General features: G+C 42.7%; 17 protein-coding genes. 4 read left to right on the top strand and 13 right to left on the bottom strand.

The window, feature by feature from the left end; genetic code table 11:
- Nucleotides 1-15 precede the first annotated feature (15 nt).
- From HII16_RS03560 to HII16_RS03530, 7 genes are all read right to left on the bottom strand, one after another.
- Entirely contained in the window at nucleotides 16-477 is a 462-nt protein-coding gene (locus tag HII16_RS03560; protein ID WP_169127538.1) for a GNAT family N-acetyltransferase, read from the bottom strand.
- 130 nt (nucleotides 478-607) lie between these two features.
- On the bottom strand, nucleotides 608-1,750 hold the full coding sequence (locus tag HII16_RS03555; protein WP_169127536.1) for a cupin domain-containing protein: 1,143 nt from the start codon (nucleotides 1,748-1,750) through the stop codon (nucleotides 608-610).
- Nucleotides 1,751-1,988: 238 nt separating this feature from the next.
- Nucleotides 1,989-3,356: an adenylosuccinate lyase gene (gene purB, locus HII16_RS03550; RefSeq protein ID WP_135440227.1), complete on the bottom strand. Its 1,368-nt coding sequence runs from the start codon at nucleotides 3,354-3,356 to the stop codon at nucleotides 1,989-1,991.
- 16 nt (nucleotides 3,357-3,372) lie between these two features.
- Nucleotides 3,373-3,996 (bottom strand): high frequency lysogenization protein HflD, encoded by a 624-nt coding sequence (gene hflD / locus HII16_RS03545; RefSeq protein ID WP_169127534.1) that lies wholly within the window; start codon nucleotides 3,994-3,996, stop codon nucleotides 3,373-3,375.
- A gap of 18 nt (nucleotides 3,997-4,014) precedes the next feature.
- Nucleotides 4,015-5,136: a tRNA 2-thiouridine(34) synthase MnmA gene (mnmA, locus tag HII16_RS03540; protein WP_348981386.1), complete on the bottom strand. Its 1,122-nt coding sequence runs from the start codon at nucleotides 5,134-5,136 to the stop codon at nucleotides 4,015-4,017.
- Between the two features lie 147 nt (nucleotides 5,137-5,283).
- Entirely contained in the window at nucleotides 5,284-5,736 is a 453-nt protein-coding gene (locus tag HII16_RS03535) for an NUDIX hydrolase (protein ID WP_169127532.1), read from the bottom strand.
- A gap of 14 nt (nucleotides 5,737-5,750) precedes the next feature.
- The gene (locus tag HII16_RS03530) at nucleotides 5,751-6,455 is read right to left on the bottom strand and encodes a pseudouridine synthase (RefSeq protein WP_169127530.1); all 705 of its coding nucleotides are present in this window, start codon (nucleotides 6,453-6,455) and stop codon (nucleotides 5,751-5,753) included.
- 354 nt (nucleotides 6,456-6,809) lie between these two features.
- Between HII16_RS03530 and HII16_RS03525 the strand changes: the two genes are divergently transcribed.
- Nucleotides 6,810-9,038 carry an NADP-dependent isocitrate dehydrogenase gene (locus HII16_RS03525; RefSeq protein WP_169127528.1) on the top strand — a complete coding sequence of 743 codons (2,229 nt, stop codon included), beginning with the start codon at nucleotides 6,810-6,812 and terminating at the stop codon, nucleotides 9,036-9,038.
- Nucleotides 9,039-9,290: 252 nt separating this feature from the next.
- Here the strand turns inward: HII16_RS03525 and cspD are convergent, their stop codons facing one another.
- Complete coding sequence (gene cspD / locus HII16_RS03520; protein ID WP_135440232.1) at nucleotides 9,291-9,503, bottom strand: cold shock domain-containing protein CspD; 213 nt, start codon at nucleotides 9,501-9,503, stop codon at nucleotides 9,291-9,293.
- Between the two features lie 300 nt (nucleotides 9,504-9,803).
- On the opposite strand from cspD, the gene clpS reads away from it, so the two are divergent.
- Together clpS and clpA are read left to right on the top strand one after the other, a co-directional pair.
- Entirely contained in the window at nucleotides 9,804-10,124 is a 321-nt protein-coding gene (gene clpS, locus HII16_RS03515; RefSeq protein ID WP_135440233.1) for an ATP-dependent Clp protease adapter ClpS, read from the top strand.
- A gap of 69 nt (nucleotides 10,125-10,193) precedes the next feature.
- Entirely contained in the window at nucleotides 10,194-12,455 is a 2,262-nt protein-coding gene (gene clpA / locus HII16_RS03510; RefSeq protein WP_169127526.1) for an ATP-dependent Clp protease ATP-binding subunit ClpA, read from the top strand.
- Nucleotides 12,456-12,589: 134 nt separating this feature from the next.
- Here the strand turns inward: clpA and HII16_RS03505 are convergent, their stop codons facing one another.
- Nucleotides 12,590-12,931, bottom strand: a complete 342-nt coding sequence (locus tag HII16_RS03505; RefSeq protein ID WP_135440235.1) for a hypothetical protein — start codon at nucleotides 12,929-12,931, stop codon at nucleotides 12,590-12,592.
- 514 nt (nucleotides 12,932-13,445) lie between these two features.
- On the opposite strand from HII16_RS03505, the gene HII16_RS03500 reads away from it, so the two are divergent.
- Nucleotides 13,446-14,618 (top strand): multidrug effflux MFS transporter, encoded by a 1,173-nt coding sequence (locus tag HII16_RS03500; protein WP_169127524.1) that lies wholly within the window; start codon nucleotides 13,446-13,448, stop codon nucleotides 14,616-14,618.
- Nucleotides 14,619-14,772: 154 nt separating this feature from the next.
- On the opposite strand, the gene infA is transcribed toward HII16_RS03500, so the two are convergent.
- The 4 genes from infA to trxB form a co-directional block, all read right to left on the bottom strand.
- Complete coding sequence (gene infA, locus HII16_RS03495; protein WP_011043571.1) at nucleotides 14,773-14,991, bottom strand: translation initiation factor IF-1; 219 nt, start codon at nucleotides 14,989-14,991, stop codon at nucleotides 14,773-14,775.
- 157 nt (nucleotides 14,992-15,148) lie between these two features.
- On the bottom strand, nucleotides 15,149-15,865 hold the full coding sequence (locus HII16_RS03490; protein ID WP_169127522.1) for an arginyltransferase: 717 nt from the start codon (nucleotides 15,863-15,865) through the stop codon (nucleotides 15,149-15,151).
- Between the two features lie 89 nt (nucleotides 15,866-15,954).
- Nucleotides 15,955-16,665 carry a leucyl/phenylalanyl-tRNA--protein transferase gene (aat, locus tag HII16_RS03485; RefSeq protein WP_169127520.1) on the bottom strand — a complete coding sequence of 237 codons (711 nt, stop codon included), beginning with the start codon at nucleotides 16,663-16,665 and terminating at the stop codon, nucleotides 15,955-15,957.
- 21 nt (nucleotides 16,666-16,686) lie between these two features.
- Nucleotides 16,687-17,649 (bottom strand): thioredoxin-disulfide reductase, encoded by a 963-nt coding sequence (gene trxB, locus HII16_RS03480; protein WP_135440239.1) that lies wholly within the window; start codon nucleotides 17,647-17,649, stop codon nucleotides 16,687-16,689.
- Nucleotides 17,650-17,806 lie beyond the last annotated feature (157 nt).

Genomic DNA, 17,806 nt, shown 5'->3' with positions numbered 1-17,806 from the left:
CTAACATGACAACTCTTAGTGAGATAAGTAAAAGCGCTTAAGACTTACATCCGAAAGACCGCATATCATCCTCTGCCTTGGCACGCCAGCCTCCATAAATACACCGCCTATCGGCCTAAAATTGTGTTTCGCAAAATAAGTGACGGCGTCTAATGAACTGTTGATGAAAACTTCTTTTAACTTTTTGCGGCGGGCAATGTTGAGGAGGGTGTTGATAACGTCTTTACCTACGGGGGTCTTTCGCTTCGAGATAACTACACATATTCTCGATATCTCGCCTTGACTGGTAATACGTCCTGTGGCGATTGGCTCTGCGGTGCTCTTATCTACGACTAATACGTGAAATGCTCGGCGATCATGACGATCAAATTCAACATTTCTTGGTATACGACGTTCAAATACGAACACCTTCTCACGAACAGCTTTTAATTGCTGTTCCGCATCCTGCCAATTGACGATATTAATTTGGTAAGACATAACCTGTTCCGCATCATTAACCTAAGAGCAGAGGCGTCAATGCAAAACATCGACGCACACTCTGGACAGATTGAAAACACAGGTTGTAGTGTTTGCTATTAACGTGCGCTAATAAATAACACTAACTCGCCTACTCAAATGTCCAGAGCCCCTTATTTATAAGGCTAGTTAACAATTGAGTATTTTTCAAACAGTCAAAGGAACTTTCTAAGTCATCGGATGTCAAAGGGTGCTTGCTTGTCAATTTGTGCGCAAGCGCAAGGGTGTCCTCGTCTAGAGCAAAAGCTTCGCCATTTGCATACATCGCTTGATGGTCATTTTCGTTAATCAATAAGCATTTTAAACCAAGCACTGGTTGTAGGGTTTCACCCTCGGAAAATATCGACTCGATCACCGTCCAAGTTAACTCTTCTGTTGGCACTAATAGGTTCAAGGTATGATGTACTTGAGTAAGTTGCTTACCGAGAAAGTCTTGCAATACATGCTTATCGCTGATGGCGGTTTGCATCACCTGTTGCAACAAAGTCACATCGTCGTCAGCTAGTATATTGGGTGCGCTGGTTGTCTTTCGTTGACTGTCATCAAACCTGTCTTCAAGTAATTGATTATCAATAAGATAGTCAGCCAAACCAGAAATTAACTCCTGCGGGTTCGGTGCCTGAAAACCAACCGAGTAATTGACCGAATGATCGATTGCTACGCCATCATGAGGGTGATTTGGTGGAATGTACAGCAAGTCACCAGGCTCGGTAATTTCGTCAATTACAGCCTTAAAATCACTGACTTGCTTTAAATCTTCATGGGGTAGTAATTGTTGTAAACTGGCATCCGGATTGCCAACGCGCCAGCGTCGTTTACCTTCACCTTGAATTATGAATACATCGTATTGATCTAGGTGTGGGCCAACACCGCCACCAGGTGTGGAAAAACTGACCATAACATCGTCTATTCGCCAGTTTGGAATAAACGTAAATGGCTCAATTAATTGATTAACGCCGGCAAACCAATTATTCACGGCCTGTACTAATAATGTCCAATTAGCATCACCGAATTCACTAAAATCTTCAAACGGCCCATGTTTTACATCCCATGTGTCATTATGGCAGGATACGATGCGAGACTCTATAAACTCTTCCATAGCAAGGCCTGCTAGTTCATTCGCATCAATCGGATCGGTGAACTCTTTAAAAGCGTTTTTGATGATCAATGGCTGCTTTTGCCAATACTTTTTGAGGAATAACTCAGGGGTAAGTTCGTTAAATTGTATTTGCATGGTATGAGTTTAAAACGATTAGAGGTTGTTGTCGGCTATTATAGCGTTAAAATCACAGCGGAGTAAGAACTATAGAGTGAACAACACAAAGCACTCGGATAATGTTTGATAAGGCACAAAAAAGCCCAACGGATGTTGGGCTTTTACAGGTTTGCATTAAGCAGTGTCGTTAAATGTTGGTAACGGTGGCTATAAAGCTAATAGTCTGCCGCACTGCAACAGGGTAAACGTCGCTTACTTATAATTCGTTGATGAACTCAATAGCACGACCGATATAGCTCGCTGGTGTCATTTTTTTCAATTCGTCTCGTGCTTCTTGTGGCATATCAAGACCATCGATAAAGGCACGCATAGATTCTGCATCAACTCGCTTACCACGAGTTAACTCTTTAAGTTTCTCGTATGGCTTTTCGATACCGTAACGGCGCATTACTGTTTGAATTGGCTCTGCCAATAGTTCCCAGTTTGCGTCTAACTCATTAAGTAATGATTGCTCATTTACTTCTAACTTGCTGATACCTTTTAAGGTGGCTTGATATGAAATCAATGAGTGGGCAAAACCAACGCCTAAGTTACGTAGTACGGTTGAGTCGGTTAGATCACGTTGCCAGCGAGAAACCGGTAGTTTTTGCGCCAAGTGAGCCATGATAGCGTTGGCAATACCTAAGTTACCTTCAGAGTTTTCAAAGTCGATTGGGTTAACTTTGTGCGGCATTGTCGACGAACCAATTTCACCAGCAATAGTCTTTTGCTTAAAGTGACCCATGGCAATATAACCCCAAACATCACGATCAAAGTCAATCAAGATGGTGTTGAAACGGGCAACCGCATCAAACAACTCGGCAATGTAGTCATGTGGTTCAATTTGCGTTGTAAACGCGTTCCAAGTTACACCTAACGAGGTAACGAAGGTTTCTGAAAACTCATGCCAGTTTACTTCAGGGTATGCCGATAGGTGTGCATTGTAGTTACCAACAGCACCATTGATTTTACCTAACAACTCAACATTGGCGATTTGATCACGTTGACGACGCAAACGTACATAAACATTGGCCATTTCTTTACCCATGGTAGATGGGCTAGCTGGCTGACCGTGGGTGCGCGCCATCATTGGAATGGTTTGATACTCTACGGCCAAGTTTTTGATTGCTGCTAGAACGTCATCCATAGCCGGTAAAATAACCTGTTCACGGGCTTCTTTTAGCATTAGCGCGTGCGATAGGTTATTGATATCTTCTGATGTACAAGCGAAGTGAATGAATTCAGAAACTGCTGCAAGTTCTTCATTGCCAGCAACTTTTTCTTTCAATAGGTATTCCACGGCTTTAACATCGTGGTTGGTCGTTGCTTCAATTTCTTTAACGCGAGCTGCGTCTTGTTCAGAGAAGTTATCAACGATAGCGTTAAGCACTGCGTTAGCGTCTGCTGAAAAAGCAGGTACTTCATTAATGCCGTCAGTTTCAGCCAGTTTTTGTAACCAGCGAACTTCAACAGTTACGCGGTATTTGATTAGACCAAACTCACTAAAGATAGGACGCAAAGCTTTTACTTTACTGCCGTAACGACCATCTACTGGTGAAATAGCACTGATGCTTGAAAGTTCCATAGGTTTTCCCAAAAAGTTAAGGTTCATTTTTTAATAATTGCTGGGCGGCGCTGACGAATTTGCGTCGACCAAATAATATGTTGCGGCGTTTTCCGCCAACTTGACGCCAAAGCACGGCACTGCGAATGCCGGATAATAGTAGGGCGCGAATGCGGTGTTGATTACCCACTTGTTTTAATATGTTGGGCTCACCGGCTATTTGAATGCGCGTTGCCAACGGGCTGATAAGATCTGAATAGATGCTGGCAAATGCGTTCAGCATGGTATCGCTATTGATATCGTAGTGTTGCAATTGGCGTTGGCATTGTTCAATACGATTACCGAGCTCGGCCATAATCTTAGGCTTACCTTGAAGTCGGCGCTCTAGATTTAACAAGCTGACGATGTAGCGTGTTATTTCTGGGTCTTTTTGTACCGAACCATCCCCCAGTTGCGTGACGATAAGCGATAAACCTTGTTGTATGTTATCAAATTGTCCGCCATAGACGTCAATGGCATCGCTTGGATTGGTATTGATAATGCTTTGCAACATCACAACGAACTGTTGCTCATCCAATTGGTTTTTACGAGCGATACCTTGCACCATCGCCGCAGATTGGCATATGCCTGCAAAGGTTAGTGATTGTTGTTCAATACTCATACGCTGCTAATTAACCGTTTAATCTCGAATAAGGGTATCTATAATACCGCCGCCTAAACAAACTTCGTCTTGATAAAACACCACAGACTGACCTGGCGTGACGGAGCTTTGTGCGTTGTTAAATAGGATCTGATAGTTATCTTTATCAAGTCGTGTTACCTGACACGGCACATCGTTTTGGCGATAACGGGTTTTAACCGTGCAATTGAATGTGTCACCCACGGCAACATCATGACGGTCGACCCAATGCAATTGTGAAGCAAGTAATCCGTTTGAAAACAGGCGAGGGTGATTTTTACCTTGGCCTACGATCAAGACATTACGTTTTAGATCTTTTTCGACCACATACCATGGCTCTTCGCCAGCGTCGGCCATACCACCGATATGCAAACCTTTGCGCTGCCCTAGCGTGTGATACATCAATCCTTGATGCTCTCCGATGATTTTACCTTCAGCGGTTTCAATCTTACCAGGTTGTGCTGGCAGGTAACGGCCAAGAAAATCACGAAACTTACGCTCACCGATAAAGCAGATACCAGTAGAGTCTTTTTTATCGTGAGTGACTAAACCTTCACGTTCAGCGATAGCGCGTACTTCTGGCTTTTCGATGCCACCAACGGGAAATAGGGTACGCCCAACTTGCTCATGGCTTAAGGTGTATAAGAAATAGCTTTGATCTTTATTGGCATCAAGACCACGTAGCATTTCATATTTGCCATTGTCATTGAGTCGACGATCAACGTAATGACCGGTTGCAATGTAATCTGCACCTAAGTCTTCACAGGCAAATTCTAAAAATGCTTTGAACTTGATTTCTTTGTTGCACATGATATCTGGGTTAGGTGTGCGACCGGCTTTATACTCTTCAAGGAAGTATTCAAAGACATTGTCCCAGTATTCTGCAGCAAAGTTTATGGTATGCAGTTCTATGCCGAGTTTTTCACACACTTGTTGTGCATCTTTTAAATCTTCAGCAGCAGCGCAATATTCATCATCATCGTCTTCTTCCCAGTTTTTCATAAACAGGCCTTCCACTTGATAACCTTGCTGTTGTAGCAAGTAAGCGGATACAGAAGAGTCAACACCACCGGACATGCCGACGATGACTTTGATGTTACTGTTATCTGTGTTGGATTCGATGTTCAAGGATGTAAATTTCCACAGCTGTTAAAAATGGCGCGCATTTTAACATGAAAACCCTAAAACAACATTAAATATTAGCGACTATTTGGTTAATTTTCGTTGCTTTATTGTCAATGAATCAAGCGAGTTAGCGCCAATCATCGATTAGCTGATGTCTTCTTGAAGAATATCGAGACTGAATCTGGCGCCATTAACGTAATCATCTAAACATTTTTTTACCATAACGCTGCGCAGTTGCGCTTGTTTGTCGATGATTTGTTGATAGCTCAGCCAATGACACGCAATAATATCGTCGTCTTCTGGCGTCGCGCTAAGGTACTGATCTAATTCGACAATAAAACAGAAACGGACATAGTAAATGTCGAGATCGGCGCGGTGGTTATAGTAAATACCGCTTAGCCCTGACGGGGTAACACTTAAGCCTGTTTCTTCTTTTACTTCGCGTACAAACGCGTCATAGATGGTTTCATTGGCTTCGATGTGTCCTGCTGGCTGGTTGTAGACAAGCTGATCACTGTCTATCTCTTCCACCATCAAAAACTTACCTTGGCAATGAATAATGCCGGCGACGGTTGTATTGGGTTTAAACTGGCTCATATAGGGACTCTTTATTATGTGTTTTCGATTATACGAAACTCGCCGGGTTTTATATCACCAAGTTGATAGGGGCCTAGACTCACTCGTATTAAGCGCAAGGTTGGAAAGCCAACATGCGCAGTCATTCGGCGTACCTGACGATTTTTGCCCTCGGTTAGTATTATTTCTAACCAACTGGTTGGAATATTCTTACGTTCTCTTATCGGTGGCGTCCTTGGCCATAAATCTGGTTCAGATAATAGCTTGACGGTTGCAGGTTTGGTTAAGCCGTCTTTGAGTTCAACGCCTTTGCATAACTGGGCAATAGCCTGCTCAGTTACGTCACCTTCGACTTGCACCCAATAGGTTTTGCGTTTGTTGTATTTGGGGCTGGCGAGCTTGTGTTGCAATTGGCCGTCATTGGTCAAAACCAAGAGGCCTTCAGAGTCTTTATCTAATCGTCCGGCAGCGTAGACATCTTTGACCGTGATGTAGTCTTTTAACGTGGCACGATTCGCGTCATCGGTAAATTGTGTTAAGACATCAAAAGGCTTATTAAATAAAACGACGACTTGCTTTAACGGCCTAGGTGTAGCAGCTGTTTTTTTGCGAACCTTATTGTACGGCGTTTTTTGACCAGGTTTGTTTGTATCTCGATGCTTGGTTTGACTGCCTGCAGCAGTAAACTGAGATTTATTTAGTCTCTTGTTTGAACGCGTTTTATGTGTTGAATCAGTCAATTATCTGGTCCATGTCAGTATTGATTAAGGTTCAGTTGAATGACTTTGGTCAATGACCAATATAAGCCTGATGAATACCCTATATAAATAAGAGTACTATTTTAATCTATCGCATATTGCTATACTAGCGCCCGATTAAAATAATGACTCTTTAGACGCTTTATGTCTGACTATTTACGCCTACTCAGATGGGCCTAAATCGGCGGTTATCAATCGGCCCTCAGACAATGACAGACTCGTCGTTTTGCCAGTCTACATGCCACTATATTATGGCGTGGTTCAATTCGTTTCGGCAAAGTCGGCAAAAAGAATTCCGGTCACAACAGATGGCCAACGCATAAAATAGGAAATCACATGACAACTGATAATTCTAACATCATTTACACCATCACTGATGAGGCGCCAGCGTTAGCAACGTACTCATTTTTACCTATCGTTCAAGCGTATGCTGCAACCGCTGGCATCAACGTAACAACGAAAGATATTTCTTTAGCAGGTCGTATTTTAGCGCACTTTCCAGAATACCTTACCGAAGAGCAACGCATCGGTGATGCTCTAGCTGAGTTAGGTGAATTGGCAAAAACGCCAGAAGCGAACATCATTAAACTGCCGAACATCAGTGCATCGATTCCACAATTACAAGCAGCGATTAAAGAATTGCAAGAAAAAGGTTACGCGTTACCTGATTTCCCTGAGGAAGCAAAGAATGATGAAGAAGCAGCTATTAAGGCACAGTACGCTAAAGTATTGGGCTCAGCTGTTAACCCAGTATTGCGTGAAGGTAACTCAGACCGTCGTGCGCCAGCGTCAGTTAAGCAGTACGCTAGAAACAACCCACACTCAATGGGTGAGTGGTCAGCAGACTCTAAATCATACGTTGCCAGCATGACTGACGGTGATTTCTTCGGTTCAGAGCAATCAGTAACAATTGCTGATGCCACATCTGTGAACATCATTCATCGTGATGCCGATGGTAATGACACCGTATTAAAATCAGGTTTAGCACTAGAGTCTGGTGAGATCATTGATTCATCAAGCATGAACAAAAACAAATTACGTACTTTCTTAGTTGAGCAAATCGCTGCAGCTAAAGAGCAGGGCATTTTGTTCTCATTACACATGAAAGCAACCATGATGAAGGTTTCTGACCCAATCATTTTCGGTCACTGTGTGTCGGTATTCTACCAAGACGTATTAGAAAAACACGCTGAGCTATTCGCTGAGTTAGGTGTTGATGTAAACAACGGTATCGGTGACGTTTACGCTAAAATCGCCAGCCTTCCTGCTGACAAGCAAGCTGAAATCGAAGCTGATTTCGTTGCTCTATACCAAGAGCGCCCAGACATGGCGATGGTTAACTCACACAAAGGTATTACCAACCTTCACGTGCCGTCTGACGTAATCATTGACGCGTCAATGCCTGCCATGATTCGTTCATCTGGTTGCATGTGGAATAAAAAAGACGAGTTGCAAGATACCATTGCGGTTATTCCTGATCGTTGTTATGCCGGTGTTTACCAAGCCACTATCGATTTTTGTAAGAAACACGGTGCCTTTGATCCTCGTACTATGGGTACCATCCCTAACGTTGGTCTAATGGCGAAAAAAGCTGAAGAGTACGGTTCACACGACAAGACGTTTGAAGTTGCAGCTAACGGAACCATGCGTGTAGAAGACAAAGACGGCACCGTGTTAATGCAACACGATGTTGAGCAAGGCGATATCTGGCGTATGTGTCAGGTGAAAGATGCACCTGTTCAAGACTGGGTTAAGCTAGCCGTTAACCGCGCTCGTTTGAGCAATACACCAGCGGTATTCTGGTTAAATTCAGAACGTGCTCACGATGCTCAACTTATCAACAAAGTTGAAGCATACTTACCTAACCATGACACTGATGGTTTAGATATTCGTATTTTGGCACCATTAGAAGCAACTGAGTTCTCACTTGAGCGCATGAAAAATGGTGAAGATACGATTTCTGTTACCGGTAACGTATTACGTGATTACCTTACAGACTTGTTCCCAATCTTAGAGTTGGGTACATCAGCGAAAATGCTATCAATCGTACCATTAATGAATGGCGGTGGTTTGTTCGAAACCGGTGCTGGTGGTTCTGCACCTAAGCACGTTCAACAGTTTGAAAAAGAAAACTACTTACGCTGGGATTCACTAGGTGAGTTCTTAGCGCTTGCGGCGTCATTTGAGCACTTAGGTAATTTTGCGGGTAATGCTAAAGCACAAATCTTAGCGGATACCTTAGATGCAGCGACTGCGACATTCCTTGCGGAAAATAAGTCTCCTGCACGTAAGCTAGGTCAAATTGATAACCGTGGTTCACACTTCTATCTAACCATGTACTGGGCACAGGAATTGGCGGCACAAGATAAAGATGCACAATTGAAGGCGCGTTTTGCTCCTTTAGCTGACGCGTTAACGTCTAACGAAGCGGCAATTGTCAATGAATTAAATTCAGCCCAGGGCGTAGCCAATCAAATTGGCGGTTACTACATGCCAAGTAATGAGGCGACTGCGGTAGCAATGCGTCCAAGTGCGACATTAAATTCTGCAATCGAGTCTCTATAATTTTCTGACTTGATTTTAGAACCATAAAAAAAGCTGAAAGCGTAGTGCTTTCAGCTTTTTTCTATTCTAATGCATCCAGTTTTTCCATCTAACGCTCAGCGCACCAGTGCGACTCGTCAGATTTAATAGATGACAAAACAACCCGGCAATTAAAAAATCACCAGAAAATAAGATGTAGGAGGTAAACGCGAGGGCGCAAATCACACATCGTATAACGATATCTAATTTGCTATGCCCACTGTATTAAACGAATTATTCGTCTTCTACTGGTTTAATACTTGCTGCATGTTGGCCTTTTGGTCCTTGATTTAGTTCGTAATCAACTGACTGACCCGCTTTTAGAGTTCGATAGCCTTCCATTTGAATGGTAGAGTAATGAGCAAAAATGTCTTCACCACCTTCTTCTGGACGAATAAAACCGAAACCCTTGGCATTGTTAAACCATTTTACTGTGCCGTGTGCCATACTTCCTACTTCCTTCTTTCTGATTCGGTATCTTGTTATAATAAGTGACCAACCTTGCGTTTATTTTGGCACTGTTATTTTCACTGTATCAGCGTTAATATAGCCACATATAAACTTGATTAGACAAATTCAAATTAAGAGGCGTTGAAACTTCTTAAATAAATTGCGTGTCTAAAATTTAGTCACTTTTAAAAATTTAGATAATTTGAGCGATTAGTCAAGGTAAATTATTGGTTTTTTTTAATAAATTTTTTTTTAAAACAGTTCTCCATTAATCAACTATGAGGCTATTATTACTTTATGGGTAAGGTAAAAGAAGAGATCGGAACTGGTCAAGAAGCCCTAAAAGAGGACAAGGAAAAGGTCAAACGTCCGCCGATGTACCGTGTTATTCTTTTAAACGACGATTACACCCCAATGGACTTTGTGGTAGAAATATTATCTCGATTTTTTAACATGGATAGTGATCAAGCAACGCAGATTATGCTTACAATACATTATAAGGGTAAAGGCAGTTGCGGAATTTTTACCGTCGATGTTGCAGAAACCAAGGTTGATCAAGTTTGCAAATATGCACGCAAACATCAACACCCACTCATGTGTACCATGGAAAAGGTATAGAGTTTGCGATACAAGAATGAGAAATAACAGTTCTCAGATTTATAAGTAAGTAGTATCAGGAGTACGCCTATGTTGAATAAAGATTTAGAAATTTCGTTAAATTTGGCGTTTCGTCAGGCGAAAGATTCGCGTCATGAGTTTATGACGGTCGAACATTTGTTGCTCGCACTACTGGAAAATCCAGAAGCAGTGGAAGCGATCAATGCCTGTGGCGGCGATATTCCAAAGTTAAAAATGGAATTACTAAACTTTATTGGCGAAACAACGCCAGTTATCCCTCAGGGCGATGAGGAACGTGAGACACAACCGACATTAGGGTTTCAACGCGTATTACAACGCGCGGTATTTCATGTGCAGTCGTCTGGTAAAACCGAAGTTAACGGTGCCAACGTATTGGTTGCGATATTTTCTGAGCAAGAATCTCAGGCAGCCTATTTTCTGAAAAAATCAGACATCACCCGCCTTGATATTGTTAATTATATTTCTCATGGTATTGCCAAAACAGCCTCTCAAAATGATGCGGCTGCTAGTTTAGAGCAACAAACCGTTGCGCCAGAAGAGGCAAAAACCGTCGATACCTATGCCAGCAATTTAAATGTATTGGCGCAAAAAGGTGAAATCGACCCTATGATAGGTCGAACCCGCGAATTAGAACGAACCGTTCAAGTACTATCCCGTCGTCGTAAAAACAATCCATTGTTTGTCGGTGAAGCGGGGGTAGGTAAAACCGCTATTGCTGAAGGATTAGCCAAGAAAATTGTTGATGGTGATGCGCCTGAGGTTTTATCGGATGCAACCATTTACTCTTTAGATATGGGCGCGTTACTGGCCGGTACCAAATATCGTGGTGATTTTGAGAAACGCTTTAAATCACTGCTTAAAGATTTGGAAAAAGACAAACACGCGATTTTATTTATTGATGAAATTCATACCATCATTGGTGCTGGTGCAGCATCCGGCGGTATGATGGATGCGTCGAACCTAATTAAGCCTTTGTTATCGTCTGGCAAGTTACGTTGCATGGGCTCGACCACGTATCAAGAATTTTCAACCATTTTCGAGAAAGATCGCGCACTAGCACGTCGTTTCCAAAAAATAGACATTAAAGAGCCGACGATTGATGAGACCACCAAGATTCTTATCGGCTTGAAAGATAAGTACGAAGAGCATCACAGCGTTAAATATACCAATAAAGCGTTAAGAGCGGCGGCAGAGTTATCAAGCAAATACATCAATGATCGATTTTTGCCAGATAAGGCGATTGATGTAATTGACGAAGCCGGTGCTAAACAACAGTTGGTTGTGCCTTCCAAACGTAAAAAGGTGATCAACATTGGCGATATTGAATCTGTGGTAGCGAATATTGCTCGCATTCCTGAGAAATCGGTTTCGTCTACTGAGAAAGACAACTTAATGAACATTGACCGCAATTTAAAAATGGTGGTGTTCGGCCAAGATGAGGCTATTGATAGTTTAACTTCAGTGATTCGTTTGTCTCGTGCAGGCCTTGGTCAGGAAGAGAAGCCAGTTGGCTCTTTCTTATTTTCTGGTCCTACCGGTGTCGGTAAAACCGAGGTAACCAAGCAGTTAGCCAATCAATTGGGTGTTGAATTACTGCGTTTTGATATGTCCGAATACATGGAGAAACACGCGGTAAGTCGTCTAATTGGTGCGCCTCCTGGTTATGTAGGTTATGAGCAGGGTGGTTTGCTGACCGATTCGGTAATTAAACACCCGCATTCAGTGGTGTTACTGGATGAGATTGAAAAGGCTCATAGCGATATTTACAACATCTTATTGCAGGTTATGGATCACGGTACACTAACCGATAATAATGGACGTAAAGCGGATTTCCGTAACATTATTCTGGTGCTAACAACCAATGCGGGTGTACAGGAAACTACCCGTAAATCGATTGGTTTCAAGCAGCAAGATCATTCGCATGATGCGATGTCAGAAATTAACCGCGTGTTTTCACCGGAGTTTAGAAACCGCCTTGATTCGATTATTTGGTTTAACCACCTACCTGAAGAGGTTATCGAACAAGTGGTTGATAAGTTCATCGTTGAACTTCAAGCGCAACTCGACAGCAAAGGCGTGTCACTGGAAATTAGTGAAAAAGCCCGTAAGTGGTTGGCGAGTCGTGGTTATGATAAAACCATGGGCGCAAGACCAATGGCGCGCTTGATTCAAGAGCAAGTGAAAAAACAGTTGGCCAACGAGCTATTGTTTGGTGAGTTAATGCAAGGCGGTATTGCCCGAGTTGATTTGGATGAAGACAGTGAGCAATTGACGTTCTGCTACGAAGAGAAAGAAGAGTTGGTGTCATAGTACTTAGTACCTGCATAGCTTTTTTATTCGCAATTCAGATAAAACGGAACTTAGGCTCCGTTTTTTATTGGCTCAAAGTACTTGGCCCTTAACTCTTAGCACTTAGTTGTTAGCCCTTGTAAACGATAATATGCTCAACGCTCAGCTAAGGCTAGTTCTCGTGATTGATTAAATTTGTCGTTAGGGTTTAGTTCAAGCGAGTCACGATTTATAAAACCACACACCGAATTTTCTTTATAGCGTTTACCATTGTCTTTTTTAACGGTGTAGATCACCTGGATGCGCAAGCTACCATCTTTAACATCAACGGCTTTATGCTCTTGAAAATGAACTGACTCAGGATGTTTAATTAAGCGCTTAGCTTGCTCTAAACAGATTTCTGCTTGTTGTGTTTCATTGTCTTGAAATACATTGAATCCAGTGACTGTTAAAACAGTTACCGTACCCAATGTTAGGCCCTTAAGTATAAGTGTCATTGCTATCCACCATATTATAAGCAGTTCAAAATATTGTAGTAAGCGATTGCCGTTATCGCAATTCACTCGTTGGTCTGACGTACAACGAAACGGTGCTGTAAGCCACGACAACAGCTGAAATCACACTGCAATCCTAAAATAACTGTTTGAATAAACTAGGGTCTAAGGATTTCAGCGATAGTGCCTGGGAAGGCAGCAATAAACTGCCAATTTTTCGCTAAAAACGTGAAAAAAGCATAATGTTTCGGCGAAGATTGTTGTCATAGACGCATTAGAGTTGCGCAAAACGTATGCCATGCTATTGCTTAAAGAATGTCGAGAGAATACGTTAGGAGTGAGTCGACAATGCACTGAGTAAGCAAAGTCAGCTATTACCTTAACGGCATGAAAATATGCGTTGCTAGGGCGTATGCTAACTCGATGATTACATTTAGATAACATTTAATGTCTTTGTTAAGTGCTGAAAGCCCTGTAGAATGTGCGACCCTTTTTTAACCGAGTAGTTGATTATACGATGTGGTCATTTTTACCAATTTTGATGTTGATGGTGGTGTTTAGTCCACTGGCCATCGACATCTTTTTGCCGTCGTTACCCGACATGGCAAATGACTTTCAATCCGATCTGACGTTATTGCAATGGTCAATTAGCGGTTTTCTTTTAGCCATGGGTATAGGGCAGTTATTTGCTGGTCCTGTTGCCGATAAATATGGCCGTAAACCTGTGGCGTTGTTTGGCATCGTTATTTATTTTCTCGCCTGTTTAGCCTGTGTCGTTGCCAACACCATAGAGTTGCACTTGCTTTCTCGCTTTATACACGGCTTGGGTACCTGCGCGATTGTGGTCAGTGCGTTTGCCATTGTACGCGACAAGTATGATGCCAGACAAAGCGGTATGATGTACAGCTACCTTAATGGTGTGATTTGTTGCATCCCCGCGCTAGCGCCTATTTTGGGCGGTTGGTTAGCCAGTGAGTACGGTTGGCAAAGTACCTTTATGTTTATGGCAGCGTACGCTGTAGGTGCAGGTACGTTAGTGGCGGTGTTTTTAAAAGAAACCAATACAACCAAAGATGCCAGCTCGGTGAAGTTACTGCATTTTAATCGTTACACCAGTATTGCCTTAAATCGTGTGTTTCAATTTCATTCGTTGGCGGTATTGGTCGCAATGGCGGTGATCATCGCTTATGTCAGCAGTGCACCTGCTTGGCTAATGGTTGAACTTGGTCTAAGCAGCCAAATGTTCATTTTTTGGTTTAGCTTGAATGCCATTTTTAATATCGCCGCATGCGTGTTGGCACCAAAGTGTTTAAAAGTGTTTGGTGTCGTCAATACCATCAGTGCTGGCTTTATTACCTTGTTAGCCGGTGGCTTGCTTATGGTAGCAATGCAAGATTTACACACCCCCGTCGCGTTTATGCTGCCAATTATGCTCAGTTCTATTGGTTTTTCATTGTTGATGGGGACCTGTGCCGGTCAAGCGTTAGCGCCGTTTGGTGAAAAAGCGGGTACAGCATCGGCACTATTGGGTTTTTTGCAGATGGCAGGTAGTGCGGTGTTGGTTGGAATTGTTCAACAGATCCCCGTGTCGGTACCTATGCAAGTGGCGTTGTTGATGTTGTCGTTTGTGGTGTTTGCGCTGATTTGGTTTTGGCCTGGCTCAAGAGTGCGTGCCGTCGCTGAAGCCTAGTAGTGACATCAGGACAGGCGTTATATTTAGATAGCCTCTCTATTCAAATAGATACAAATCCCGACACTAATAACAGACACAAAAAAGCCTCGTTATAACGAGGCTTAATAAGACTGGAACCTGTTTGGCTATCACCAAACAGCCATTTAACAGATTATCTGGCGCGGAAAATAATGCGACCTTTAGACAAGTCGTATGGCGTTAGTTCTACAGTTACTTTATCACCAGTAAGAATACGGATGTAGTTTTTACGCATTTTACCTGAGATGTGAGCCGTAACAACGTGACCGTTTTCTAACTCTACGCGGAACATGGTGTTTGGTAACGTATCCAACACCGTACCTTGCATTTCAATATTTTCTTCTTTCGCCATTTGGCTGTTAAACCTCTAAACATTAATTAAAGTACCAAATCATATGATAGTGTTTGCTATCGTTTAGTCAATTTGGCAAGTGATAAAAATTTGCTGACGAGATAATGCCGAAAACGGTTGGCTTTGTAAAGAAAATGCGTGATTTATTTAAGCAATTTTAGCTTTTTCTTTCGATTCGTTGCCAATTATCGTTTACTAGGCGCTCATGCGGGTAATATTGACTCTTATAGTTCATTTTCTTACAAGCATCTATTTGATATCCCAAATATAAGTAATGCTTATTAAGCTTCACTGCTAACTCTATTTGCTGCAAGATTGAATAGCGTCCTAACGAACGTTTTTGATAATCCGGATCGTAGAAGGTATATAGCGCTGATAGGGCTCGCGGAAGGTTATCGCACACCGCCACCGATATCAGTTTATCCTTGTCATAGAGCTCAAGAAACAGTTGCGGTACCTGTTTAGAAAATATAAACGCGCGGTATTGCTCTTGGTTTGCAGGATACATTGAACCATCACGATGATTGGTGTCGATGTATTTTTGATATAAGGCAAAGTATTCTGCTTTTTCGGTCTGAGCAATGCGTACCGTGAAGTCTTTATTGGCATTAAGCAGTCGCTTTTGGCTTTTACTCGATTTAAATAACCTAACAGGGATGCGCAATGACTCACAGGCTTGGCACGTTTCGCAATGAGGGCGATAGACTTGATCGCCACTGCGTCTAAAGCCTGCCATCATCAAACGTTGGTAGTTTTCGGCATTAACGTCTTCACTGTTGGTGATAACGATTAAACGCTCTTGCTGCTCAGCTAAATAGTTACAATCGAACGAGCGGGTTAAGCCAAATTGGAAATACTTTTTGGACTCGGTCATAGCTTAAGTATAGTGCCTACCTTATTAGGTTTTTTTAGAAGAGTTGGTTACTTGATGCTCGTCGTTAATTTGACGCTAGCCATGTCAGCTTACGAAACAGCGATCTCGGTTGCAAGCCAAAATTTATGATCAGGAATAATGTTTAATGCGCTATGTTTCATTTGCATAAAACGCTCGCGAGGTATTTCAACCGCCCCCATGGATTGCAAAAAAGGATTTTGGATCTGACAGTCAATCAAACCAACACCTATTGAACGCAGTTTGTTGGCTAAGGCGATAAGCGCAATTTTAGAGGCGTTGTCTTTGCGATAGAACATAGATTCACCGCTGAAAAAACCATTAACAGCCACACCATACAAGCCACCAATAAGTTCGCCGTGTTGCCATACTTCCACCGAATGCGCATGGCCTTGATGATGCAACCTGACGTATGCCTCTAACATCTCTGGCAGTATCCAAGTGTCGTCGTCACGAAACGGCGCGTCAGCACACAAGTCGATGACGTCTTCAAAGGCATGGTTGACGGTAACTTTATAGTCACATTTGCGGATAAACTTTGCCAAGCTACGATTGATTTTAACCGCATTGGTTTCGATGATAGCGCGTGGGTTAGGGGACCACCACAGGATAGGGTCGTGGTCGCTATACCAAGGAAATATGCCATTTTGGTAGGCAACCACTAGGCGTTCAGGACTTAAGTCGCCGCCGACAGCGAGTAAACCGTTTGGATCGGTTAAGGCGAATTCAGTAGGAGGAAAAGCCAGCAAGCTGTCGTCTAATGCATACAGTTGCTGGCTCATATTTTTACGTACCTGGGCTGCTTACTTGCTCGATGGCAAGGCATCAAGGTAACGTTCAGCGTCTAGCGCGGCCATACAACCCGAGCCTGCAGAAGTGATAGCTTGGCGGTAGATATGGTCAGCCACATCACCGGCAGCAAAAACACCTTCTTTGCTGGTTTGTGTTGCGTTACCATTGGTACCGCTATTGATGGTCAAGTAACCATCTTTCATATCCAACTGATCTTTAAATAGGTCAGTATTTGGTTTGTGACCGATGGCGATGAAACAACCTGCAACATCGATTTCTTCTGTGGCATCAGATTTCGCGTCTTTAAGACGTAAACCGGTAACACCCATGTTGTCACCAAGAACTTCGTCTAGGGTACGATCAAGGTGTAAAACGATATTACCGTTTTCAACTTTATCCATTAGGCGCTTGGTTAGGATCTTTTCACTACGGAACGTATCACGACGGTGAATTAGGTGTACTTCTGAGGCGATGTTCGCCAAGTACAACGCTTCTTCAACAGCGGTGTTACCACCACCAACAACCGCAACTTTTTGGTTACGATAAAAGAAACCGTCACACGTTGCACAAGCCGAGATACCTTTACCCATAAATGCGGTTTCAGATTCTAGACCTAGGTATTGTGCTGATGCACCCGTACAAATGATCAACGCATCACAAGTGTACTCACCAGAGCTGCCTTTTAAGCGGTATGGCTTTTGTGAGAAGTCAACGTCGTCAATGTGATCGAATACAATCTCAGTATCAAATTTCTCCGCATGTTGTTGCATACGAACCATAAGGTCTGGACCGGTTAAGTCATTGGCATCACCAGGCCAGTTTTCAACTTCCGTCGTTGTGGTTAATTGACCACCTTGTTGCATACCGGTAATGAGAACTGGTTTTAGGTTTGCGCGTGCAGCATATACTGCTGCGGTGTAGCCTGCCGGGCCTGAGCCAAGGATAAGAAGAGGGCAGTGTCTTACATCACTCATGAATTACTCCAAAAATATAATAATGGCAATCGAAAGCATGGTGTCAGTTACGACCGTTCAAGCGCTTCAATGATTGCATCAATACCAATTGATTACGTTAAAAACAATGATTGGGATGATAAGGCAATAAAACAAGGGTAACAAGAATAAAAAAACG

Source organism: Thalassotalea sp. Y01, from assembly GCF_012932945.1.
GTDB lineage: Bacteria > Pseudomonadota > Gammaproteobacteria > Enterobacterales > Alteromonadaceae > Thalassotalea_A.
The sequence above is the reverse complement of the archived record's forward strand: the minus strand, read 5'-3'. Positions and strand labels throughout refer to the sequence as shown.